20 protein-coding genes are annotated in these 22,205 nt (G+C 41.2%); 7 read left to right on the top strand and 13 right to left on the bottom strand.

What is annotated here, in order from left to right:
• Positions 1-3 precede the first annotated feature (3 nt).
• Entirely contained in the window at positions 4-1,371 is a 1,368-nt protein-coding gene (locus VRK28_RS07535) for an MFS transporter (protein WP_062565992.1), read from the bottom strand.
• A 162-nt stretch (positions 1,372-1,533) separates the two neighbouring features.
• Between VRK28_RS07535 and uvrA the strand changes: the two genes are divergently transcribed.
• The 4 genes from uvrA (at position 1,534) to VRK28_RS07515 (ending at position 7,258) form a co-directional block, all read left to right on the top strand.
• Complete coding sequence (gene uvrA, locus VRK28_RS07530) at positions 1,534-4,353, top strand: excinuclease ABC subunit UvrA (RefSeq protein WP_332393670.1); 2,820 nt, start codon at positions 1,534-1,536, stop codon at positions 4,351-4,353.
• Between the two features lie 12 nt (positions 4,354-4,365).
• A complete protein-coding gene (locus VRK28_RS07525; RefSeq protein ID WP_130167278.1) occupies positions 4,366-5,421 on the top strand; it encodes a hypothetical protein in 1,056 nt (351 codons plus the stop codon).
• A 700-nt stretch (positions 5,422-6,121) separates the two neighbouring features.
• Positions 6,122-6,313: a hypothetical protein gene (locus tag VRK28_RS07520; protein WP_332393669.1), complete on the top strand. Its 192-nt coding sequence runs from the start codon at positions 6,122-6,124 to the stop codon at positions 6,311-6,313.
• Positions 6,314-6,367: 54 nt separating this feature from the next.
• Positions 6,368-7,258, top strand: coding sequence for a TraB/GumN family protein (locus VRK28_RS07515; RefSeq protein WP_062565997.1), 891 nt, complete (start codon positions 6,368-6,370; stop codon positions 7,256-7,258).
• Between the two features lie 129 nt (positions 7,259-7,387).
• On the opposite strand, the gene trpS is transcribed toward VRK28_RS07515, so the two are convergent.
• From trpS to rpe, 3 genes are read right to left on the bottom strand one after another with little or no spacing between them, the layout of a single operon-like run.
• Positions 7,388-8,392, bottom strand: coding sequence for a tryptophan--tRNA ligase (trpS, locus tag VRK28_RS07510; RefSeq protein WP_054552798.1), 1,005 nt, complete (start codon positions 8,390-8,392; stop codon positions 7,388-7,390).
• 50 nt (positions 8,393-8,442) lie between these two features.
• Positions 8,443-9,108, bottom strand: a complete 666-nt coding sequence (locus tag VRK28_RS07505; RefSeq protein ID WP_062565998.1) for a phosphoglycolate phosphatase — start codon at positions 9,106-9,108, stop codon at positions 8,443-8,445.
• The gene (gene rpe, locus VRK28_RS07500; RefSeq protein WP_332393667.1) at positions 9,105-9,791 is read right to left on the bottom strand and encodes a ribulose-phosphate 3-epimerase; all 687 of its coding nucleotides are present in this window, start codon (positions 9,789-9,791) and stop codon (positions 9,105-9,107) included. The genes VRK28_RS07505 and rpe overlap by 4 nt, the downstream gene beginning before the upstream one ends.
• A gap of 333 nt (positions 9,792-10,124) precedes the next feature.
• Here rpe and VRK28_RS07495 point away from each other — a divergent pair, with 333 nt between their 5' ends.
• Together VRK28_RS07495 and VRK28_RS07490 are read left to right on the top strand one after the other, a co-directional pair.
• Positions 10,125-10,421, top strand: a complete 297-nt coding sequence (locus VRK28_RS07495; RefSeq protein WP_062565999.1) for a hypothetical protein — start codon at positions 10,125-10,127, stop codon at positions 10,419-10,421.
• 5 nt (positions 10,422-10,426) lie between these two features.
• Entirely contained in the window at positions 10,427-10,612 is a 186-nt protein-coding gene (locus tag VRK28_RS07490) for a DUF2970 domain-containing protein (RefSeq protein WP_054563341.1), read from the top strand.
• Here the strand turns inward: VRK28_RS07490 and VRK28_RS07485 are convergent.
• From VRK28_RS07485 to VRK28_RS07445, 9 genes are all read right to left on the bottom strand, one after another.
• Positions 10,584-11,426, bottom strand: a complete 843-nt coding sequence (locus VRK28_RS07485) for a Dam family site-specific DNA-(adenine-N6)-methyltransferase (RefSeq protein WP_054563340.1) — start codon at positions 11,424-11,426, stop codon at positions 10,584-10,586. The two genes, VRK28_RS07490 and VRK28_RS07485, sit on opposite strands and share 29 nt — an antisense overlap.
• A 53-nt stretch (positions 11,427-11,479) precedes the next feature.
• The gene (locus VRK28_RS07480; RefSeq protein WP_332393666.1) at positions 11,480-12,865 is read right to left on the bottom strand and encodes an SPOR domain-containing protein; all 1,386 of its coding nucleotides are present in this window, start codon (positions 12,863-12,865) and stop codon (positions 11,480-11,482) included.
• Positions 12,865-13,935, bottom strand: coding sequence for a 3-dehydroquinate synthase (gene aroB, locus VRK28_RS07475; protein WP_332393665.1), 1,071 nt, complete (start codon positions 13,933-13,935; stop codon positions 12,865-12,867). The genes VRK28_RS07480 and aroB overlap by 1 nt, the downstream gene beginning before the upstream one ends.
• A 27-nt stretch (positions 13,936-13,962) precedes the next feature.
• The gene (gene aroK, locus VRK28_RS07470) at positions 13,963-14,481 is read right to left on the bottom strand and encodes a shikimate kinase AroK (RefSeq protein WP_036973192.1); all 519 of its coding nucleotides are present in this window, start codon (positions 14,479-14,481) and stop codon (positions 13,963-13,965) included.
• A gap of 179 nt (positions 14,482-14,660) precedes the next feature.
• Positions 14,661-16,754 carry a type IV pilus secretin PilQ gene (locus VRK28_RS07465; RefSeq protein WP_332393664.1) on the bottom strand — a complete coding sequence of 698 codons (2,094 nt, stop codon included), beginning with the start codon at positions 16,752-16,754 and terminating at the stop codon, positions 14,661-14,663.
• Positions 16,741-17,277, bottom strand: coding sequence for a pilus assembly protein PilP (locus VRK28_RS07460; RefSeq protein WP_054563337.1), 537 nt, complete (start codon positions 17,275-17,277; stop codon positions 16,741-16,743). Before VRK28_RS07460 ends, VRK28_RS07465 begins: the two co-directional genes overlap by 14 nt.
• Positions 17,274-17,879: a type 4a pilus biogenesis protein PilO gene (locus tag VRK28_RS07455; RefSeq protein WP_054563336.1), complete on the bottom strand. Its 606-nt coding sequence runs from the start codon at positions 17,877-17,879 to the stop codon at positions 17,274-17,276. Before VRK28_RS07455 ends, VRK28_RS07460 begins: the two co-directional genes overlap by 4 nt.
• A complete protein-coding gene (locus VRK28_RS07450) occupies positions 17,869-18,441 on the bottom strand; it encodes a PilN domain-containing protein (RefSeq protein ID WP_055021382.1) in 573 nt (190 codons plus the stop codon). The genes VRK28_RS07455 and VRK28_RS07450 overlap by 11 nt, the downstream gene beginning before the upstream one ends.
• Positions 18,429-19,508, bottom strand: coding sequence for a pilus assembly protein PilM (locus tag VRK28_RS07445; protein ID WP_054563334.1), 1,080 nt, complete (start codon positions 19,506-19,508; stop codon positions 18,429-18,431). Before VRK28_RS07445 ends, VRK28_RS07450 begins: the two co-directional genes overlap by 13 nt.
• A gap of 132 nt (positions 19,509-19,640) precedes the next feature.
• Between VRK28_RS07445 and VRK28_RS07440 the strand changes: the two genes are divergently transcribed.
• Positions 19,641-22,145, top strand: a complete 2,505-nt coding sequence (locus VRK28_RS07440) for a penicillin-binding protein 1A (protein ID WP_063528766.1) — start codon at positions 19,641-19,643, stop codon at positions 22,143-22,145.
• The last annotated feature ends 60 nt before the right edge of the window (positions 22,146-22,205 follow it).

Here is a 22,205-nt window from a genome sequence, read left to right as displayed (position 1 = left end):
ACGTTAGATTAAACCAGCCACTTTGCGTGCTTGGTCTAGGTCAAATTCTTTATCATTAATCTTTAAATAGCTGCGATTTTCATCACAGACAACCGTTGCTTCAATTACGCCCGGTAAAGCAACAAGACGAGAAGCAAGCGCTTGTGCCTGCTGCTCTGAACTTAATTCAGTCATTAAGCTAATTATTTTACTTCTTGGTGGGACTTGCATATTCCAAGCAAGGATAAGCCATATTACCCCAACAAGTGCCGCCGCCGCAAACACTGCTTGCGCACTTAATGCTTGAGCAACGTAACCCCCTAATAAACCACCTAAAAAGGCACCAAAAAACTGCGTAGATGAAAATACTCCCATCGCAGAACCTTTCTGGTTTGCAGGGGCAATACGCGAAACAAGTGCAGGCATGGTTGCTTCTAAAAAGTTAAAAGCAATAAAGTAAACCAACATACAAATACCGATGCCAATCACCGAATCAACCCATAACGACATCGCGAGCATACTTAAAACAAGCAGCGCGATTGAGCCAATAAAGGCTTGTTTTTCTTTTTCTTTACGAATAGCCACAATCATCATTGGTGCCATCAAGAAAAACGCTAAAAACAGTACAGGGATATATAAATACCAATGGTGGTCTGCGACTAAGCCATCTTTTATCAGCTGGCCCGGTAAGGCTACAAATACGGTAGTTAATGTAAGATGAAGCAGCATCACACCAAAATCAAGGCGTGCTAATTGTGGATGTTTAATTAGTTGCTTAATATCATCAAGGGTAGCAAGTGTGTCACCTTTTGGCGCCTTATTGACAGCATTTGGCACTAAAAACAACACAATTAAAATACCTAAAATGGCCAGTCCTGCAGTAAGCCAAAATACTCCAGCAACTCCCCACGATGCAGCAACAATTGGCCCTAGTAGCATAGCAATGGCAAAGCTCATACCAATACACATACCAATAACGGCCATAACTTTCGGACGCTGTTCATCACGGCTTAAATCAGAAGCAAGCGCCAATAAGGCACTGGCAATTGCCCCCATGCCTTGTAGTGCACGCCCTAGCGTAACCATTTGCACAGACTCAGCGGTTGCCGCAATAACAGAGCCAAGTGCAAACACACAAAGGCCACCAATAATCACTTTTTTACGACCAATTTTATCAGACAACCAACCCATAGGGATTTGCAGCACGGCTTGCGTTAAACCATAAGCACCAATAGCAAAGCCAATCCAAAGCGGCGAAAACCCTTCTAATTGCTGACCATAAATCGCCAATACTGGCATCAGCATAAATAGGCCAAGCATACGGAATGCAAAGACGCTCGCCAACGAAACGGCAGCGCGTTTTTCTCGAGAGTTGAGTGAAGATGCTGTCATGAATTACTGATCTTGCTGTCTATTAAAATTTGAGCGTGGATTCTACCACAAGCGAAAACTAAATAATCACCTGTAAGTGATGATTTTTTCTTTGATCAAGGATTAATCTTATCGCGTATTATGAGATACTGAAAAAATAATTAGGTAATAAAACGAGATAGCATGGAAAACATTGAAGTCCGAGGCGCCCGTACGCACAATTTAAAAGACATCAGCCTAACCATTCCCCGTGATAAGCTGATAGTTATCACTGGCCTATCTGGTTCAGGGAAATCGTCTTTAGCGTTTGATACTTTGTATGCAGAAGGGCAACGTCGTTATGTTGAATCACTGTCAGCGTATGCAAGACAGTTCTTATCGCTAATGGAAAAACCCGATGTTGATCACATCGAAGGTTTATCGCCAGCTATCTCTATCGAACAGAAATCAACGTCACATAACCCGCGTTCAACGGTCGGTACTATTACCGAGATTTACGATTACCTTCGTTTATTATTTGCCCGTGTAGGTGAGCCACGCTGCCCTACTCACGACTTGCCACTTGCCGCACAAACTATCAGCCAAATGGTCGATACGGTTTTAGCTCTGCCAGAAGGTAGTAAGCTAATGCTATTAGCACCAGTGGTAAAAGATCGTAAAGGTGAGCACGTTAAGCTGCTTGAGCAACTCGCAAGCCAAGGTTTTATTCGCGCCCGTATCGATGGCGAAGTCTGTGACTTATCAGATCCACCGACCCTTGAGCTTCATAAAAAGCATACTATCGAGGTTGTGGTTGACCGCTTTAAAGTAAAAGATGGTCAGCAACAGCGTTTAGCTGAATCATTCGAAACGGCACTTGAGCTATCAAGTGGTATTGCCCATGTAGCGGCAATGGACGATTCACTCAGCGAAGACATGCTGTTTTCTGCTAATTTTGCCTGCCCAACGTGTGGCTATGCCATGAGTGAACTTGAGCCGCGTTTATTCTCGTTTAACAACCCTGCGGGTGCGTGTCAAAGCTGTGATGGTTTAGGTGTGCGTCAGTATTTTGATCCAAACCGTGTTGTGCAAAACCCAGAACTAAGCTTATCGGGTGGTGCTATTAAAGGCTGGGACAAACGTAGCTTTTATTACTTCCAAATGCTGCAAGCAGTCGCAGAGCATTATAAATTTGACCTAGAAGTGCCTTTCCAAGAACTTAGTAAAGAAGCGCAAAAGGTGATTCTTGAAGGTTCAGGTAAAACTAAAGTTGCCTTTAACTATCGTAACGACCGTGGTGATTTAATTACGCGTAACCATGAGTTTGAAGGCGTTTTAAATAATATGAATCGCCGCTACCGTGAAACCGAGTCAAACTCAGTGCGCGAAGAGCTTGCTAAATACCAAACAAGCCAAGCGTGTCCGAGCTGTCATGGCTCTCGATTACGCGAAGAAGCTCGCCACGTATTTATTGGCCAAACAAACCTGCCAGCCATCACCACGATGAGTATTGGTGAAAGCATGGCATTTTTTGATGGCTTGAACCTAACTGGTCAGCGCGCCCAAATTGCCGAAAAAATTCTCAAAGAAATTCGCGACCGTTTATCTTTCTTAATTAATGTAGGCCTTAATTATTTATCACTTGAGCGAAGTGCCGATACCCTGTCTGGTGGTGAAGCGCAGCGTATTCGTTTAGCGAGTCAAATCGGTGCAGGTCTTGTTGGTGTTATGTACGTATTGGATGAACCATCAATTGGTTTGCACCAACGCGATAACGACCGCCTACTAAAAACCCTTATTCACTTACGCGATTTAGGCAACACCGTCATTGTGGTTGAGCATGACGAAGATGCTATTCGCGCTGCCGATCATATTATCGATATCGGCCCGGGTGCCGGTGTTCATGGCGGCCATGTTATTGCACAAGGTACCCATGACGATATTCTAGCCAGTAAAGATTCAATCACGGGTCAGTACCTCTCTGGTGAGAAGAAAATTGAAGTACCGGAGGCTCGCCATCAAACCAACGACAAATGGCTTGAGTTATTTGGTGCCACAGGTAACAACTTAAAGAACGTTGATTTACGTATTCCATTTGGCTTAATGACCTGTATCACAGGTGTATCAGGCTCAGGTAAATCGACGCTTATCAACGACACTTTATTTAAGCTGGCTCATACCGAGTTAAATGGCGCAACGACCGCAGAAGCGGCACCGTATAAGTCAATCAAGGGTCTAGATCATTTTGATAAAGTGATTGATATTGACCAAAGCCCGATTGGCCGTACTCCGCGTTCAAATCCTGCAACTTACACCGGTATTTTTACCGGTATTCGTGAGCTATTTGCGGGTACTCAAGAAGCCCGTTCACGTGGCTATAAGGTCGGTCGCTTTAGCTTTAACGTTAAAGGTGGTCGTTGTGAGGCTTGCCAAGGTGATGGCGTGATCAAGGTAGAAATGCACTTTTTACCTGATGTATATGTACCTTGTGATGTATGTAAAGGTCAGCGCTACAACCGTGAAACCCTTGAAGTACAGTACAAAGGTAAAAACATTCACCAAGTACTCGAAATGACCGTAGAAGATGCCCGTGACTATTTTGATAAAATTCCAGCTATTGCACGTAAACTGCAAACCTTAATGGATGTAGGCTTGTCGTATATTCGCTTGGGTCAAGCTGCTACTACCCTCTCCGGTGGTGAAGCGCAGCGTGTGAAACTGGCTCGTGAACTTTCAAAACGCGATACCGGTAAAACCTTATATATCCTTGATGAACCAACTACGGGTTTACACTTTGCTGATATTCAGCAATTATTAGTAGTACTTCACCGCTTACGCGATCACGGTAATACCATTGTTGTTATTGAGCATAACCTTGATGTGATCAAAACCGCAGACTGGATTGTCGACTTAGGCCCAGAAGGTGGCTCTGGCGGTGGTGAAATTTTAATTTCTGGTACACCTGAAGACGTTGCCGAGTGTGAGCGTTCACACACAGGAAGGTACTTAAAACCACTACTATAAAAAGGATATTGCGTGCGTAGGTATTTAAAAATTGCAAAATGGCGCGCTAATAAACAGTTTCAACAACAGCAACGTAGCTGGCAGCCTCATAAAACGAGGCTGGTTGAACGATTACAAGCCATTTGGTTTAACTTAAGTACCGCACAAAAGCTCTATCTTTTAGCATTAAGCAGCCTGATTGTTCTGCAATCGGGCTGGTTAAGTGCCACCATCACCATTATTGCGCTTGTTATTGAATTTTGGCCCAAGTTTAACCAACTTTGGCACTCTCTTGCCGGCAAAGCACTGATTTTAATCTTCTATGCCAGTATCGCTAATTTTGTATTAGCTGGTGCGAGCGGCATAGTTAATGATGTGACTCATGTGTCTTCCAGTCATTTTAACTACACCCATAACTTTGCCACCCTGTTATATTTACCCCCTTGGGCAATGGGAATAACCTTAGGTACTTTATTGTTATTTCAACTTTTTTTACCCTTCTATATCTTTGTTTTATTGCTAATAAAGCCATTTGGCTCTGAGCGAGTTAAGTTTATTAGTCAAAGCTATTCACCACTGTTAACTGCCATCGTGCGCTTTGTTTTAGCGTCAGTGGTCTTTATTAACCTAATTTCGTTCCTTGATGATAAGCCACCTGAAGAAGTACTCGATAATATGGTTAGCACCTTTTTAGATAGCAAAGTTATTGCTAAAGAATCAGGTGAAGAGCAGCAAAAAGCAGTCGAACAACTCGGTGAAAAACTCGAACAACAACTTCCTGAAAGTACACAAAACTCAACCCCTAACCAAGACGTCAATATAGAAGGTGACAGTGAAACCGCCGAAAACCTTCGTCAGTTTCTAGATACCAAAGGTTACTTTGAGCGTAGCAAACGTTTAATTGCGATGTTTGCTTACAGCTTTGAAGCCGATAGCTATTCACGCTGTTTAAAAGCAGAAAACAGTAAAGCCGTTGAGCTGAATGATTACGAAATAGTGCAAGTAACCCCTGATCACCATGCTGAGTATGGCTATCGATTTGAAGTCATTGCTTGTGACTCGCCAGGCGTTACCCCAGTAGAAAAATAGCGCAGCAATCTATACTACTCACTTGGCTTACTGCGTTTTTCTCTTATGAAATGAAATATCGAAAGCCCAATAAAACCAAAGCAAACTAAGGCGATTACTAAATTAGGTATAAAAATAAGTAACATAGTAGCATCATAGCCGATCTTTGCGAATGCAGCACAAAGGCTACCAACAATCAGTTCGGTTAAGATTATACCAATTCGCTTAATTAAGTGATCTATTTTGAGGCAAGAAAACCTCGTTGATAGCAAGGCAAAAATTTCGTTATTTAGTTGTTCTAAATCAGAAATTTTTAACGCAGATAGCGACAGGTTTAATCCCTCAAACTGATTAAGTATTATTGCGGATTGGTATTAGCTCCCATTCTAATGAACTATTCGCAGGTACAGTTTTAGCCGCATAATGTTTTACTTTAAAACCCATATCAAAGCCTCCAAGCTCCTATTTGCTACATTCAAATTATCATCAATAGGCAAAAACACAAAAATAAAATGATTTAAAACCTTATTTCCTCTCATAAGAATTACACTTAAACTATTGAAAATATTTAAGTTAACATTTTAAAACCTTATATATAAATCGCTTAGAACTAGATAAGCGACTCAAGCAACTTTCCTCGCTATTGTAGTTTCCATCAACGGGCCACCAACCAACTTTGCTTCGCTGATAAAACTAATCAACCAATTAAGAGAATAAAGTTATGAGCAACTCAGCTTTAAAAATAGTGTCGATACTCGCAGTAGGCACGCTTGTTGTTACACTGCCAAACCCCTTATTTAATAGCCAAGATACTCAAAAATTAGAACAACATCTTGAGATATCTATCGAGGTTTCTATCGAGCAAATGAACAAAAAAGTTGACCATCAAATTGAGTTAAAACTCAACAAGTAATGCCCTGCTTGCCCAGAACATTGGGCAAGCTTTTTCAATTAACAGGCTAAAAGAATGAAACAACTAACTCAATTACTGCTCTCAACAATTGCTGCATCATGCTTGTTAACAACGAGTATTTGTAATGCAAAAAGTGCCGTTTGGCAGGTAAGTAAAGGTGATGAATTTATATACATTGCGGGGTCAATTCATGTTTTACCGCCCAAGGAACTACCGCTACCGGCCGAATTTAATCAAGCATATAAACAAGCCGATACCCTAGTACTTGAAGCCGATATGCCAGCGCCAAGTAATAGCTCAGCACAACTTACTATGCTTAAAGCACTGAGTTACGAAACCGGTGAAACATTAAGTAGTAAGCTCTCTGCAACAGTAAAAAAACAATTAGAAGCACAGCTTACTCAATACGATATGCAACTTAGCGAACTCGACAGCTTTCGCCCTTTTATGGTGAGCTTGCTGATGATGTCGCTAGAACTACAAAAGCAACAGCTTTTCGGTGAAGGTGTTGATAGCTATTTCGCAAAGCGAGCCAAACAAGACAGCAAAGAATTAGCTTTCCTCGAAACCTTGGCATTTCAATTACACCTTTTTAAGCAATTAGGCAGCCAAGACGAAGATGCCTTTATTCAGTCACAGTTAGCTCAAGTATCAAGTTACCAAGCGCTTTACAGTGCAATGCTTGATGCATGGCGCAATGGCGATATGCACGCAATGAATGAGCTAACTATCATGCCATTAAAACAACATGATCCCCTCACCTACCAAATACTCATTAAGCAACGTAATTTGAATTGGCTTAATCATATTGAGGATTACTTTACTGATCAGCAAAAAGAGTTGGTACTTGTTGGCGCTGCTCATTTGGCCGGTGAAGATAGCCTATTAGCCTTGTTAGAAAGTAAAGGCTACGTGATTGCACAGTTGAGCGCTGATGAGGAGTAAAAAAATGGAAAAAACAGACAAAACCGCTGCCGCACTTATCTGCTTGTTTACTGTTTTAATTGTGCTGAGTTTTTAATAAAAAAATACCGCTTTATAGCGGTATTTTTTATTTCAATAATTTGTGCAAGCTTACGGGCGAGGAATAAAACCTACCGCATCGTAGACTGCTTTTAATGTTTTTTCAGCGCGAATACTCGCCTTTTCAGCACCTGACTTCATAATGCTATCAAGTAGTGACTGATCTTCGCGAATTTCTTTAAAGCGCGCTTGGATTGGCTCAATCATATTAACGACCGCTGCTGCAGTGTCTTTTTTCAGGTGACCATACATTTTGTCTTCATATTCAGGCACTAAGTCTTCAATTGAGCGCTTAGTTGCGACTGATAATAAAGTAAGTAGGTTTGATACACCTGGTTTTTCTTCACGATCAAAGTAGATACGAGCTTGCTCGTCTGAATCGGTTACTGCTTTCTTCAGTTTCTTTTCAATCTTCTTCGGCTCATCTAATAACATGATGTAACCGTTTGGATTTTCATCTGATTTAGACATTTTCTTGAGCGGATCTTGTAAGCTCATTACACGCGCGCCAAACTCAGGAATGTAAGGCTCAGGTAATTTGAACACGTCACCGTATAGGTTGTTAAAACGTGTTGCGATATCACGTGTCAATTCAAGGTGTTGCTTTTGATCTTCACCCACTGGCACTTGATCTGCTTGGTATAACAAGATGTCTGCAGCTTGCAGTACAGGGTAAGAGAACAAGCCCACATTCACGTTATTCGCATGCTTAGAAGACTTATCTTTAAACTGCGTCATACGGTTAAGCTCACCCATTTGCGCGTAACAGTTTAACACCCAACTAAGCTGTGCATGTTCTGGCACTTGAGATTGTACAAATAACGCAGCTTTTTCTGGGTCGATACCACATGCAGCATAAAGCGCAATACCGTCCAGCACGCGCGAGCGTAGCTGCTCAGGATCTTGGCGTACAGTAATGGCGTGTAAATCTACTAACATAAAGAAACTTTCGTGGTCTTCCTGTAGCTTAAGCCACTGGTTAATAGCGCCAACATAGTTGCCTATTGTCATACCACCGGTTGGCTGAATGCCACTTAACACTACTGGTTTACTCATGATGTTCCTTTATATTTTTACTAAACTAAAAAGACGAAATTAAAATGCACTTACCTTTGGGTAAGAACGGGTATTATATCTAAGAAATTCTCGCAGAGGTACTCTGGATTGAAATCAGCGAGGTTTTCACCTTGGTTATAGCCATAACTGAGTGCGACAACGTCAACCTTAGCAGCTTTTGCAGCCAAAATATCACTTTTTGAGTCGCCTATCATAACCGCTTTGGCTGGGCTGACATCTAATTGCTGACAAGCAAATAGTAAAGGCTCAGGTGATGGTTTCTTTGCCATATCATCACCACATACAATCAACTGAAAATGACTAGTCAGTGAAAGCTTATCAAGTAACTTTTCGGTAAAACGACGTGCCTTATTGGTGATCACCACTTTAGGAATACCAGCAAGTGCAGCAAGCCCAGTTTCTACATGTTGATAAAGCGCACTGTAGTCACCTACAACTTGGTCATAGTGCTGATAAAACAAATTAATTGCACGCTCAGTAAGGGCTTCATCTAAATGCTCACTGATTTGCATATCGCCACTTAAACCACGCTTTACAAGTGTTTCTATGCCATTACCTACCCAGCTCTCAACTAGCTTTTGTGTAACAACCGGAAATGCGAGGTCAGTTAGAGTCAGATTCATCGCAATGTATAAATCATAAACACTGTCGACTAAGGTGCCATCTAAATCGAAAAATGCCGCATCGTATTTCATGACTCAACCTTTGCAAGCTCGCTGCGCATCGCATCGATAACTGCTTTGTAATCTGGTTGATTGAAAATCGCTGAGCCTGAAACAAACATATCAGCGCCCGCTTCTGCAATTTCAGCAATGTTATCAACACCAACGCCACCATCAACTTCTAAACGAATATTGCGACCTGAGTCATCAATAATTTTTCGCGCTTGACGAAGCTTTTCGAGGGTATGAGGAATAAAGCTTTGGCCGCCAAAGCCAGGGTTAACCGACATTAATAGCACTACATCAACTTTATCGAGCACGTGCTCAAGGTAGCTAAGGCTGGTTGCAGGATTAAATACAAGCCCTGCTTGGCAACCACTGTCTTTTATAAGTTGCAAGGTACGGTCAATATGCTCGCTAGCTTCTGGATGAAAGCTAATAATAGAAGCGCCTGCTTCAGCAAAGTCGGGAATTAGGCGATCGACAGGCTTAACCATAAGATGCACATCTATCGGGGCTGTAATACCGTAATCGCGCAGTGCTTTACAAATCATTGAGCCAAAGGTTAGGTTTGGCACATAATGGTTATCCATCACATCAAAATGTACAACATCTGCCCCACTTGAGAGTACACGATCAACATCTTCACCTAAACGGGCAAAGTCAGCTGATAAAATAGAAGGGGCTATTAAATACTTTTGTAATGTTTCCAACATGAGAGATTCCATCATAATTTGCGACTGCAAGAAGAGCGCATAATGTAACCCAATCGACAGCTGATTAAAACACCACAGCTAACTGTTAAAACGCTATTACTCAAGGCTAATCCTTTTAGCTTATTGAATTAATGTAAATTTAATCAAAAATTGAACAATCGTTCTATTCAGCTGCTTGCATAAATGCATTTAAATGAAACAAAATATAAACATAAAATTTACTTTAAAAGACTAATTTTATTAAATTTTTATTTAATTCAGCCGTAATTAAGTTTGTTATTTGAGCAATTGTTATGTATGCTTGTCTAAATAACACAAACAAGGGTTATTCTCATGCGTGCTTTTAAAATAGGGATCTTAATCGCGTCCGCACTTACGGTTGCTGCGTTTGTATCTTTTTCATCTGCTGATGAAGACGACTTTTTAGCAGCGGCGTCTGGCTGCTCATGCAATACGCTTAATGTATCATCATCTTCTGCTCAATGTATGAAAGCAGAACAAGAAACAGGATGGTTTTCTTGGTTAACGGGTGATAGCCGCAGCGCTCAGTTCCATTATCTTGATTTACTTGAGTTATTAACAAGTAGTGAAGAGTCAAAGAAAGTTAGCGGTTTAGGTTCTAAGTTCTAAATCGCATGAACAAATTCATTAGTGCATTACAAAGTGTCTTTGCGGCATTTTTTGGTGTGCAATCAGAAAATAAGCGTCAAGCTGACTTTAAAGAGCATTCGCTCAGTACTATTATCGTCATTGCCCTCGTTTTATTCAGCCTGTTTGTCGCAGCGATTTATTTCACCGTTTCTTTGGTGCTAAATACATAGCCATTAGCTCATTCACTTTATTGCGTGAACCGCCCTTCGGGCTAATCGTGCGTTTTACCTGAATTTCATCCAGTGATGCTTGGCTGTAGATCTTACGAGTCCACACCGTATCGTGGTTAGAAATAAGTACCGGCGTGTTATTTTCGAATGCTGCTTGCTCAGCTAAATTCGCCAAGTTAGCTTGATCATCTAAATTGAAACCGCCTTTAGCGTAAGAAGTAAATGATGCTGTTTTACTCAAAGGCACATAAGGTGGATCGCAATACACTACCGCATTATTAGGAATAAGCTTAAAGACCTCGTCATAACCTAAACACGTAAAGGTTGCTTGCTGAGCTTTTTCAGCAAAGAAGTGCATTTCTTTTTCAGGAAAATACGGGCGCTTATATTTACCAAAAGGAACGTTAAAAATACCTTTAAGATTGTAGCGGCACAGACCGTTATAACCATGACGATTCATGTATAAGAATAAAATTGCGCGCTCATACACATCGCTGCTCTGATTAAACTGAACACGGTACTCATAATAGGCTTCAGGATGGTTATTGAGCTCTACAAATAGTTTTTTTGCATCGCTAATAAATTCGTCAGGCGTTCGCTTTAGCTCGGTGTACAGGTTGATCAGATCCGCATTAATATCATTTAAAATATAATGCTTAAAATCAGTATTGAGGAATACAGAGCCAGCACCAACGAAAGGTTCAACTAAGGTGTCAGCATCCATACTCGCTTGCTTTAAGCGGGTACGAATATCTTCAACTAGGCTGTATTTTCCACCCGCCCATTTAAGGAAGGCTCTGGTCTTTTGCTGCATCTGCTCTTAACTTCAATTCGGTGTTGCGCGATTTTACACTAATCAGTTTTAATTTACTGATTTAGTGAAGCGATTTCTTGTTTAATTTTACTTATTTTTTTATAAAACGGCTGATTTTTACGCACATTATCAGAAAGTGTTGTTACGCCCTTCTTAGCCTCATTCAGTGTGGCATAACTGCCATAAGTGACAATCCACCAAAGCTTACCGCTCCGTAAGCTTTGGTAAGTATTTACCTGCCCTTGCAAGCCATTTTCATTAATAAACTTATCACTGATCTCTTGCTTAGTGACCGCTAGTAATTGGATTACAAAATTGTCGTCTGGCTGAGACAAATACCATGCATTCCCAACTAGTGGCTGCTCTGCTTCAATTGCAGACTCAGCATCACTGATGATGGCTGCTACAACTTCATCTGCCATTGGTTGCTCAGTCTCTTGTGCTATTGGCTCTGCTGGCAAAAGGCTATCAACAATCGCAGCCACGTTATTGTAATGACTTTCATTGTCATGGTCTTTACTGTCAGAGCCATCAACTGGCATCTCGGCTGCCTGAGTCGTGTTGTCATTAATAGCAACTGGCTGCTGGGCTTGAAGCTCATCTTGAGATTGTTCTAGAACTGGCTCTTTGCTTGCTACAGGACTATTTATTACTGCTTCTGCAGGCAGTGCTGTTGCCACAGAGCTTGTTGTATCTTGTTGGTAATGTGCTTTCCACCACTCGGTCATATCAGCTTTATATAAAAAGCCAATGATCAACAGCATGGTTGTGATTAAGAGCAAAATTAAATAAAGCAGTTTATAGCTTTTCTCGGGTGTACGAATATCCGCAGTTTGCTGTTCAGGCTCCCAAGCTAGCAATAAGGCAGGGTTACCATGCGCTTCTTGTAAAAATGTGCGAAAAACTGGGTCTTCTTCAACAGGTAGGTTATCGAAAAACCAACGCATAAGTTGCTTACTTTCGCTCAAGTTAAGCGCTTCAAGATGAATTTCGACCGCTTGGCTAAACTGGCCGACCGATTGTGATGCAATCAATATGTATAACGTGCTTGGGCCTTGCTTAGCAAGAATTTCTAATTGCTGAATTAACTCTTCAGATAAATGACGCCCTCCATCAATCACCCATAAACAATCACCACAAGGCTGTTGCTTATAGAGTTGATAGAAGTTTTCAGACAAACTTAAAGAATGATCAATTAGCGGATTGCTAAAGCTTTGTTCTAACAGTTCAGTCATAAACTGTTGGTCGGTCATTTTTCCAGACAACTGAACAAACGCTTTATTAAAGTCGAGGTATTTATCAGTAATGAAGGTTTCTAATAAATAGCTTTTACCAAGGCCTGACGGGCCAAGTAAGCAAATTAGATTTTGCCCATATTCAAACTGCAGAGCGATTCGATCAACTAGCGCAGCACGGCTAGGCAATATTTGCGATTGCATTAGCGCGCTATTAAATCACAAACCTGCTGATCAGTAACATCACTTACCAGCGCACATTGACCAAATTGAGTAGGTAGAATAAAGCGAATCGTACCTTTTTTGTTTTTCTTATCTTTACGCATGTGCGTTAAAAACTGCTCGCTTGTCATTTCTGCCGGAATATCGACTGGTAAATCATACTCAGCAATCAATTTAACAATGCGTTCAACTTCTGCAGTAGTTAAGTCATCACGGGTATGTGCAAGGCGTGCTGCCAGCACCATACCTGCCGCAACGGCTTCGCCGTGTAGCCAGTTACCGTAACCCATTTGTGCTTCGATAGCATGACCAAAGGTATGCCCTAGGTTAAGTAAGGCGCGTAGACCTGCTTCTTTTTCATCTTGCGCAACAATCAAGGCTTTGATTTCACAACAACGGTAAATCACATGCTGCAATGTTTGCTCATCAAGTGATTTAAGATTAGCGATATTTTGCTCTAGGTAAGCAAATAGCTCTGTGTCGTAAATGAGGCCGTATTTAATTACTTCAGCCATACCTGCTGCGAATTCACGCTCAGGTAAAGTATGAAGTGATTGCGTATCGATAAATACTGCTTGTGGTTGGTAAAACGCACCAATCATGTTTTTACCAAGTGGATGGTTTACTGCCGTTTTGCCACCAACCGATGAATCCACTTGCGAAAGCAAGGTAGTTGGTACTTGAATAAAAGGCACGCCACGCTGATAACATGCAGCAACAAAACCCGTTAGATCACCCACTACACCGCCACCTAAGGCAATAAGGCAAGTATCACGACCACAGTTATGTTCAAGTAAGAACGCCGATATCTTTTCAAACCACTCAAGTGATTTATATTGTTCGCCATCAGGGATGGTAAAAGATAACGGGTTAAGATCAGCCAAAGACGTCATTACATCATCAAGATATAAAGGTGCAATGGTGTCGTTGGTGATAATGATAGGTCGACAATCGCCGATGTGCTCGCGTAGCCGACCAGTATCTTTAAGAGCAGATTGACCAATATAAATAGGATAACTTCGCTCGTCCAAATTAACTGTTAATTCAAGCATAGCTAGTTTCCTTTTTATTATTGGTTTTTAAAAATCTAATTTCTCGATGATTTGATTAGCAACAACTTTCGCGCTTTGCTCATCAGTGCGGACAACAAAATCAGCAACTTCTTTGTATAACGGTTCGCGTTCTTCAGCTAAGCGTTCTAATACATCACGCGGTGCTTCTTCTGTTTGCAATAATGGGCGACGCTTGTCGCGCTGCGTGCGTGCAACTTGCTTTTCGATTGGTGTCTCTAGGTATACAACAATACCGCGAGCAGATAGCTTGTTACGCACTTCTTTACTGATCACAGAACCACCACCAGTAGCAAGAACAATACCTTGCATCTCAGTTAGGTCTGAAATTACAGTTTCTTCACGAAGTCGAAAGCCCTCTTCACCCTCAAGATCGAATACCCAAGCAATGTCTGCTCCAGTACGACGCTCGATCTCTTGATCTGAATCGAAAAATTCAAGGTGTAATTGGTCAGCAATGTGACGACCAATTGTGCTTTTGCCAGCCCCCATAGGGCCCACTAGAAATATATTACGTTTCTCAGCCATATCTTTTTAGTACAAACGAACTCTAAAATTTGAAATAAAACCCCGCCTAACGACCTGGCCCCAAAATTAAGGAGGGGATTATCTCAGTAATTGCTTGGGTATTTCAAGTCAATTAGCATAAAAAGCTAGATAACGAGCAATTAAACATGCTAATTGCTCGTTGCTTAAGAAAAAATCACTTAATCGATTTGAATTTTTGGTGTTACAAAGATTAACAGCTCTTTCTTCTCGTTAAATTCACTCGTACTTTTGAACAATACGCCTAAGTAAGGAATATCGCCTAACAGAGGTACTTTCTTAGTTGAGTTAACGATTTGCTGTTGGAAGATACCACCAAGCACCACAGTTTGGCCGTTTTCTACTAATACCTGAGTTTGAATTTCTTGGGTATTAATTGCTACAGCAGAACCTGTTGGTGTTTGTACTGTATCACCACGCGTGTCTTGCGTGATAACGAGATCTAAAATCACTTTGTTATCAGGGGTGATATGTGGCGTTACTTCTAAGCTCAATACTGCTTTTTTGAAGGTTACTGTCGTTGCACCACTTGATGCTGCTTCAACGTAAGGGATCTCAGTACCTTGCTCAATACGGGCTTTTTGTTGGTTAGCCGTCGTAATACGAGGACTTGCGATAATCTCACCACGGTTTTCTTCTTCAAGGGCACTTAACTCTAAATCTAATATTGTGCCGTTAGCTAATTTAGCTACTTGAACACCAATACTACCCGCTGGGCTAGAAACCGGTAAGTTAACATTTAAGCGGTCAGAAATACTTGGGATATTATCGTAAGAGCCAGCACCAAACATGCCACCAGCGCCCTCTAATGTGCCAGAGATAGCACCGTCGCTACCTACATCGCTGATACCCCAGCGCACCCCTAAGTCTTCTTGCACATTATCATTCACTGTTACCATGCGTGACTCAATCACCACTTGCTTAACAGGAATATCTAAGGTTTCCACCATACGGCGCACGCTTTCGATGCTTTTCGCTGTATCTTTGATAAGTAAGGTATTAGTACGTTTATCAACAGACACACTGCCTCGCGCAGAAATAATGCTGTTGGTGTCTGTTTTCAATAAGTCAGCAAACTCTTCTGCTTTAGCATAGTTAAGGCGGATATATTCACTGTAAAGTGGCTCTAAATCCTCAACTTGCTGTTTTGCCTTAAGCTCTTTTGCTTCACGTGCGGCAAGTTCTTCTGATGGTGCAACCATCAAAATAGTACCGTCCATGCGCTTATCTAGACCTTTAATTTTAAGCACAACATCAAGTGCCTGATCCCAAGGAACACCATCTAAACGCAATGTGATATTGCCTGTAACTGAGTCACTGGTTACTAAGTTAAACTCGTTATAGCCTGCAATAATCTGTAGCACAGAGCGAATTGGAATATCTTGGAAATTAAGGCTCATTGGGCGACCTTGATATTCAATACCGCCTTCGAGGTAGGCACGCTGTGTATCATCTTTTTCAACAGTTAGCGTAAAGATATTTTCAATTTGTTGGTGAGTAAACTTAAACGCTGCATTTGGCTCAACCACAATGCGCGTCATATTACCTTCTTTGAAGGTTTCGATGTTACTTACAACCGTACCAAAATCCATCACATCTAATTGATACAATAAGTCGTCTAAAATATCAGTATGGTGGAACTCAGCAATAATTTTGCCGCCACTCTCATGAACATCAATTGCTGCTTGCGTATCTTGTAAAAAAACTAACAGGCGAGCTTCGCCTTTCTCACCACGGCGAAAATCAATCGACTGTACTGTATTAATAAAGTTGCTAGACGCTGTCAGTCCATCCGCTGAATCATCCGTTGTGATTGGGTTATCTGAGACATGCAAAGTAACGATATTGTCTTTCGCCATTGTTTTATAAATTTTTAGCTTATCTAACGTTACAACAACTTTTAAACCGTCTGCGGTCAAGGTGCTGGTTACATGCTGGATACCTGCTTGGTTAACTGGCACATCACGCACTTCATTATCAACACCTACATTGCTGAAAAGCATTTCAATACGAGCTGGGGCGTTATATACCTGAACTTTTGGTTCAAATGTTAGCGCTTCATCAAATACTAGCTGTAATTGTGTTTCGCCTTTCATTAGCGGGTTATAACGTACGTCATACAGTAAAGGGGCAGCGATTGCTGTCTGCGTCAAAATTAAGGCTAATGCAGCTAACATGAATTTATGCATGTGTTTTAACCAAGCCATTCCTTTATGCATCTTCTTTTTACCTTTCATAAGATTAACTTGCACCATTTGTTTCCGCCTCTAACATTTCTAGCTTAGTCAGGCGCTCTTTCCAACAACCAGCCCCATCCGGGATTAATTCTAATAATTCTATATAATTGTCGTGCACTTGTTTAATTTCACCATGATACAAACCAATATAATTACCTACAGTAACTCGATAAAGCGTATCGTCTGCAGCTTTTATCAGCGCCCACGTATTACCAACACGGCCAATAGTTCCTTGCATAACAAGGTTATCTAGCGGGTACTTTTCAAGTGGTTGACGAACACGATCAGGATCTGGGTGTAAGCAGTTTTTAACTTGCACTAAATTGCTCTGAATAATTTCCGGTTTAGGCGCCACAAATGGACTACGTAATTTTCCGGCATTATAAGCAAAGTGCTCGAACTTAGTGATCTCAGGAATCGGCTCAACTTTAGGTGTTGTACTTGCTTTAACTTGATCAATAAACTCTTTTTGTTCTGAAGTATCATCATTGCACGCGCTAAGTACAAGTGTCATGGCAATAATTAAGGGAAGCTTTTTCATTTTTTAGTGCCCCCTTCATAACGATAAGTCTTAGCAACAACACTAAAAGTGAGTTCATTATTGCCGAGAGTTTGAATAGTAAAGTCATGCAAACTTACAATTCGCGGTAACTGAGCAACTTTACCAACAAATTCACCAAATTCATGGTACGTCCCGACGACTTCTATTTTAATTGGCAGCTCTGTATAAAACTCTTTTTCCACTTCAGGTAACCAGCCAATTTTCAAAAACGTCAAACCACTAGTAGTGCCAACGTAAGATAAGTCGTCTAACAAACCAGGTGTCTCGTTCGAGGTTGGTAAGCGCTTTAATAGCTGCGAGAACTTATCTTCCATCTCAACCATTTGCTGGCGATAAATCTCTAAATTACTCGCAATAGCATATTTTGCTTTATATGTTTGGCGTAGCTCGGTTTCTTTGGCTACAGCACTGTGATAACTGGCGATTTCGTCAGAAACTAATAAGCTGTAACTAAAGTATAAAACCAGCGCAGCCACAAACGCACAGCACAGAGCTTTAACAGCAATAGGCCAATCGCCCATGTTTTCAAGCTCAATTTCATTCCAATCTATGTCTGTTAACGCTTTGATATCAAGGTTCATTGCGTGCCTCACCTATCTGATCAAATGGTTTAACGTAAAAATCCATATTAAAGTCACTCAATAATCTTGAGGTTTGTTCACCTGCGACAATACCTTGCATAATAGGTCGTTCTAATAAATATGAGCTCTGAACTTGACGCAGCATGGTAGATAAACGGTTATTTGATTCACTGCGACCAATTACATGAATGCGGTCATCACGACGTTCAAGTTTCGTTAAATAAACCCCTGCAGGAACAATCTTGGCGACTTCATCCATGATTTGTGTACCTAGGTTACGGTTACTTTGTAGCTCTTCGATTAGACGCATACGCTGTTGTAAGTTTTCTTTTTTCTTATCAAGTTCGTTAATTTCACGAATACGTTGGTTCAATAAAGCTATTTCTGTATTCAAAAAGTTATTTTTTACATTTTGCCCATCGCGTAATCCGCCATAAAAAGAACTTAGTAAATACATACTTAAGAAGCTAATAACAACAACACCAAACAACACAGTGACGAACTTATTTTGTGAGTCTTTTCTTTGTTGTTCGCGCCAAGGCAGCAGATTTATATGTGGCATGATGAAAAGCTCCTTAATGCCAATCCTGTGGCTATCGCAAATTGAGTGCGGTGACGCTGCAACATATTGCGATCAATCTTTGGCGAAATTTCAATGTTAGCAAATGGCTCTGCAACAACAGTGTGAATGCCTAGCTCTTCAATTAGGAGCCTATCTAAGCCTTCGATCATAGCAGTGCCGCCAGTCAGGACAATGTAATCAACTTGATCTTTACCACTGGTTGTTAAGAACATCTGCACTGCACGACGAACTTGTTGTAATAATGAAGTTTGGAATGGGGCTAAAACTTCGAAGGTATAATTTGGTGGTAAGTCACCCGTTGTTTTACCAATTTCAGCTTCATCAAAGCTTTTGTTGTAATACGCAACAATGCTATTGGTATACTGGTCGCCACCAAATACTTGGTCACGGGTGTAAATTGTTTCACCTTCTTGTACAACGCTAACCAGCATCAGCACAGCACCAATATCAACCACAGCGACACATTTATTGTATGCATCACTAGGTAATTGTTGATAATACACATCCATTGCTCGACTTAGCGCATAAGTTTCTACATCGACAACCGCAGCTTTTAAGTTGGCTGTTTCAAGAGCACCAACTCGCGCTTGCACACTTTCAGTTCGCGCAGCAGAGAGAAGAACATTCACTTTACTTGGATCAGCTTCATTGATGGCAAGTTTTTCAAAATCGATATTTACTTCATCAAGTGGATATGGGATTAAACTATCAGCTTCGATGGCAATTTGTGACTCTAATTCAGCATCTGTTAATGATACATCCATAAAAATCACTTTCGTAATTACAGTTTGACCTGAAACAGCTACTGCTGCGGTTTGCACTGATTTAGGAATTTTTCTTTTTAGTTTAGCGATAACATTACCTATCGCTTCTATGTCTTGAATAGAACGCTCAGACATAGCGCCTTTAGGCATAGGTTCAATAGCTAACGCTTCAAGCCGCAAACCTGCGTCTGTCTCTTGCAACAACACTGCTTTTATACAGTGCGATCCGATGTCGATTCCTACCATCATAGATGAAGGCTTTTTAAATAGCTGACTTAGCATGTTTGCAACTTGGCCTTTGTTTTAATAATAAACAAGTTATAATTTTTATCTGAAAAAATATTATTCATTTTTTAATCAATATATACTAGCAGTCTCCGATTCTAATTGGGAGTCCATTTAGGGAAAATATAAGTGATTTTATTAAAGCGAACTTTACAATTTATTATCATCTGCTCATTTTTAGGACTAATCACTTTAGTTGGTCTATACTATTACGTTAAACCTGATATTCCTAGCGTACAGGTTCTAAAAGACGTTCAATTACAGACACCTATGCAGGTATTCTCACGTGATGGATTATTGATTAACCAATTCGGTGAAAAACGCCGCATTCCCGTTACAATAGACCAAATCCCCCAACCATTAATCGATGCAATTTTAGCAACAGAAGATAACCGTTTTTACGAGCATATTGGTATCGATCCAATTGGTATCGTACGTTCAGCCATTGTACTCATATCTACAGGCGAAAAGAAACAAGGCGCAAGTACTATAACCATGCAGCTTGCCCGTAACTTCTTCTTAACTAGAGAAAAAGCATACATTCGTAAGGTCAAAGAGATCTTCATCGCTTTACATATTGAAAGTATATTAAGTAAAGACGAAATCCTCGAATTATATTTAAATAAAATTGAATTAGGTAACCGCGCTTTTGGTATTGGTGCAGCAGCACAAGTTTACTACGGCAAAGACCTCAATGAGCTTACTTTAGCGCAAATGGCGATGATCGCTGGCTTACCTAAAGCTCCTTCAGCCCTTAACCCTATTCGCAACCCTGTACGCGCAAAGGCACGTCGCAACGTTGTACTAGGCCGTATGTATACCGAAAAGTATATTACACAGAGTGAATACGAAGAGGCTATCAATGCACCAATTACAGCTAAATTCCATGGTGCAGAAATTGAAGTGTACGCCCCTTATATCTCTGAGATGGTGCGTGCTGAAATGGTTGAACGCTATGGTCATGAGCGTGCTTACAATACTGGTTTCAAAGTTTACACCAGTGTTGATTCAAATATTCAGCAAGCTGCACAAGATGCCATTGTTGATAATCTACACGCTTACGACATGCGTCATGGCTACCGTGGTGCTACGGCTCAGTTATGGGACAGCGAAAATGAAAGTCCACTTAACCAAGAAGAGATCTTATCTAAATTAAAAGATGTCAAAGAGTTTGGTCCACTATTAGCTGGTGTTGTAACTAATGTCGCTGAGCAATCAATTGATGTGCTATTAAAAAGCGGCGAACAAGTGACGGTTGAGTGGGATGGTCTAAAATGGGCACGCAAATATATTACCCGTTACCGTCAAAGTTTCGCACCAAAAACGGCTACTGAAATTTTATCAGCGGGAGCGCAAATTTGGCTGCGTAAAAATGCAGATGAAAGCTACATTCTTAGCCAAGTGCCAGAAGCATCGAGCGCACTTGTTTCACTTGACCCACAAGATGGTCGTATTAAAGCCATTGTCGGTGGTTACAGCTTTGAACAAAGCCAATACAATCGCGCAGTTCAAGCAAAACGCCAGGTTGGTTCAAACATCAAGCCATTTATTTATTCAGCAGCACTTGAAAACGGCTACACACTCGCTTCAATTCTTAACGATGCACCAATTAATCAATGGGATAAAAGCCAAGGTGTTGCATGGCGCCCTAAGAATAGCCCGGCGGTTTATAATGGCCCTATCCGAATTCGCCGTGCACTCGCTCAATCGAAAAACGTAATTTCTGTCCGTTTACTACGTGGTGTAGGTCTTGAACGTACTGCAGATCACTTACTTAAGTTTGGTTTTTTAAATAGTGATATTAATCGTAGCGAGTCATTGGCCCTAGGTAGTGCCTCAATCACTCCTCTTGAACTAGCTCGCGGGATGAGTACTTTCGCCAATGGCGGCCACTTAATTACCCCTTACTTTATTTCTGAAATTCAGGATTCTGCTGGTAATGTGTTATTCAAAACAGAGCCAGAACTGGCCTGTGATGAACCAGAGCAAGTTGTTACACCAGAGTTTGCATCATTAGATGATAACCAATTGGATCAAGCACAAAGTGTGAGCACGCCACGTTGTGCTCCGCGTATCATTTCAAAGCAAAATGCATTCTTAATTTCGCAAGCTATGCACAGCGCAATTTGGGGTGGTGGTAGCTGGACTCACAAAACAGGCTGGAGTGGTACAGGTTGGCGTGCACAGGCCCTTGACCGCCGTGATCTAGCAGGTAAAACAGGTACCACCAATGACTCGGTTGATACCTGGTTCAGTGGCTTTAACCGCAATGTGATGACCTCGGTATGGGTTGGTTTTGATAACCCAGGAAAAGCCCTTGGCCGTTCGACCTACAATAGTAACCTCGATAAGTCACAAATCTCTGGTGCAGAATCGGGTGCTAAAACCGCGCAACCTGCATGGGTCGACTTTATGCGTGCTGCCCTCGATGGCATGCCAGAAGCACCTATTGAGTTTCCTGAAGGTTTGGTATCGGTTCGTATCGACTTAGCAACAGGTCTTTTAAGCCATAAGAATGACTATACCAGTCGTTTTGAATACTTTATCAAAGGAACAGCACCAACCAAGTACGTACTCGATCAACCAACAGACGTATTTGAAGAAAAGCTCACCACAGAGGAAGAGTTGTTCTAAATAACTAAGTTGCTATAAGACATAAAAAAGCGCCCTTCTGGGCGCTTTTTGCTTAGCTAT

The sequence above is a fragment of the Pseudoalteromonas sp. P80D2 genome (assembly GCF_036680945.1).
Classification (GTDB): domain Bacteria; phylum Pseudomonadota; class Gammaproteobacteria; order Enterobacterales; family Alteromonadaceae; genus Pseudoalteromonas; species Pseudoalteromonas shioyasakiensis.
Note: the sequence above shows the minus strand (reverse complement) of the source record. Positions and strands in the feature narration are given on the sequence as shown.

Coding starts and splice junctions, on each gene's coding strand:
- VRK28_RS07535 (WP_062565992.1), bottom strand. CDS start 1,371: ATGACAGCATCTTCACTCAACTCTCGAGAAAAACGCGCTGCCGTTTCG.
- uvrA (WP_332393670.1), top strand. CDS start 1,534: ATGGAAAACATTGAAGTCCGAGGCGCCCGTACGCACAATTTAAAAGAC.
- VRK28_RS07520 (WP_332393669.1), top strand. CDS start 6,122: ATGAGCAACTCAGCTTTAAAAATAGTGTCGATACTCGCAGTAGGCACG.
- VRK28_RS07515 (WP_062565997.1), top strand. CDS start 6,368: ATGAAACAACTAACTCAATTACTGCTCTCAACAATTGCTGCATCATGC.
- trpS (WP_054552798.1), bottom strand. CDS start 8,392: ATGAGTAAACCAGTAGTGTTAAGTGGCATTCAGCCAACCGGTGGTATG.
- VRK28_RS07505 (WP_062565998.1), bottom strand. CDS start 9,108: ATGAAATACGATGCGGCATTTTTCGATTTAGATGGCACCTTAGTCGAC.
- rpe (WP_332393667.1), bottom strand. CDS start 9,791: ATGTTGGAAACATTACAAAAGTATTTAATAGCCCCTTCTATTTTATCA.
- VRK28_RS07495 (WP_062565999.1), top strand. CDS start 10,125: ATGCGTGCTTTTAAAATAGGGATCTTAATCGCGTCCGCACTTACGGTT.
- VRK28_RS07490 (WP_054563341.1), top strand. CDS start 10,427: ATGAACAAATTCATTAGTGCATTACAAAGTGTCTTTGCGGCATTTTTT.
- VRK28_RS07485 (WP_054563340.1), bottom strand. CDS start 11,426: ATGCAGCAAAAGACCAGAGCCTTCCTTAAATGGGCGGGTGGAAAATAC.
- VRK28_RS07480 (WP_332393666.1), bottom strand. CDS start 12,865: ATGCAATCGCAAATATTGCCTAGCCGTGCTGCGCTAGTTGATCGAATC.
- aroB (WP_332393665.1), bottom strand. CDS start 13,935: ATGCTTGAATTAACAGTTAATTTGGACGAGCGAAGTTATCCTATTTAT.
- aroK (WP_036973192.1), bottom strand. CDS start 14,481: ATGGCTGAGAAACGTAATATATTTCTAGTGGGCCCTATGGGGGCTGGC.
- VRK28_RS07465 (WP_332393664.1), bottom strand. CDS start 16,754: ATGGTGCAAGTTAATCTTATGAAAGGTAAAAAGAAGATGCATAAAGGA.
- VRK28_RS07460 (WP_054563337.1), bottom strand. CDS start 17,277: ATGAAAAAGCTTCCCTTAATTATTGCCATGACACTTGTACTTAGCGCG.
- VRK28_RS07455 (WP_054563336.1), bottom strand. CDS start 17,879: ATGAACCTTGATATCAAAGCGTTAACAGACATAGATTGGAATGAAATT.
- VRK28_RS07450 (WP_055021382.1), bottom strand. CDS start 18,441: ATGCCACATATAAATCTGCTGCCTTGGCGCGAACAACAAAGAAAAGAC.
- VRK28_RS07445 (WP_054563334.1), bottom strand. CDS start 19,508: ATGCTAAGTCAGCTATTTAAAAAGCCTTCATCTATGATGGTAGGAATC.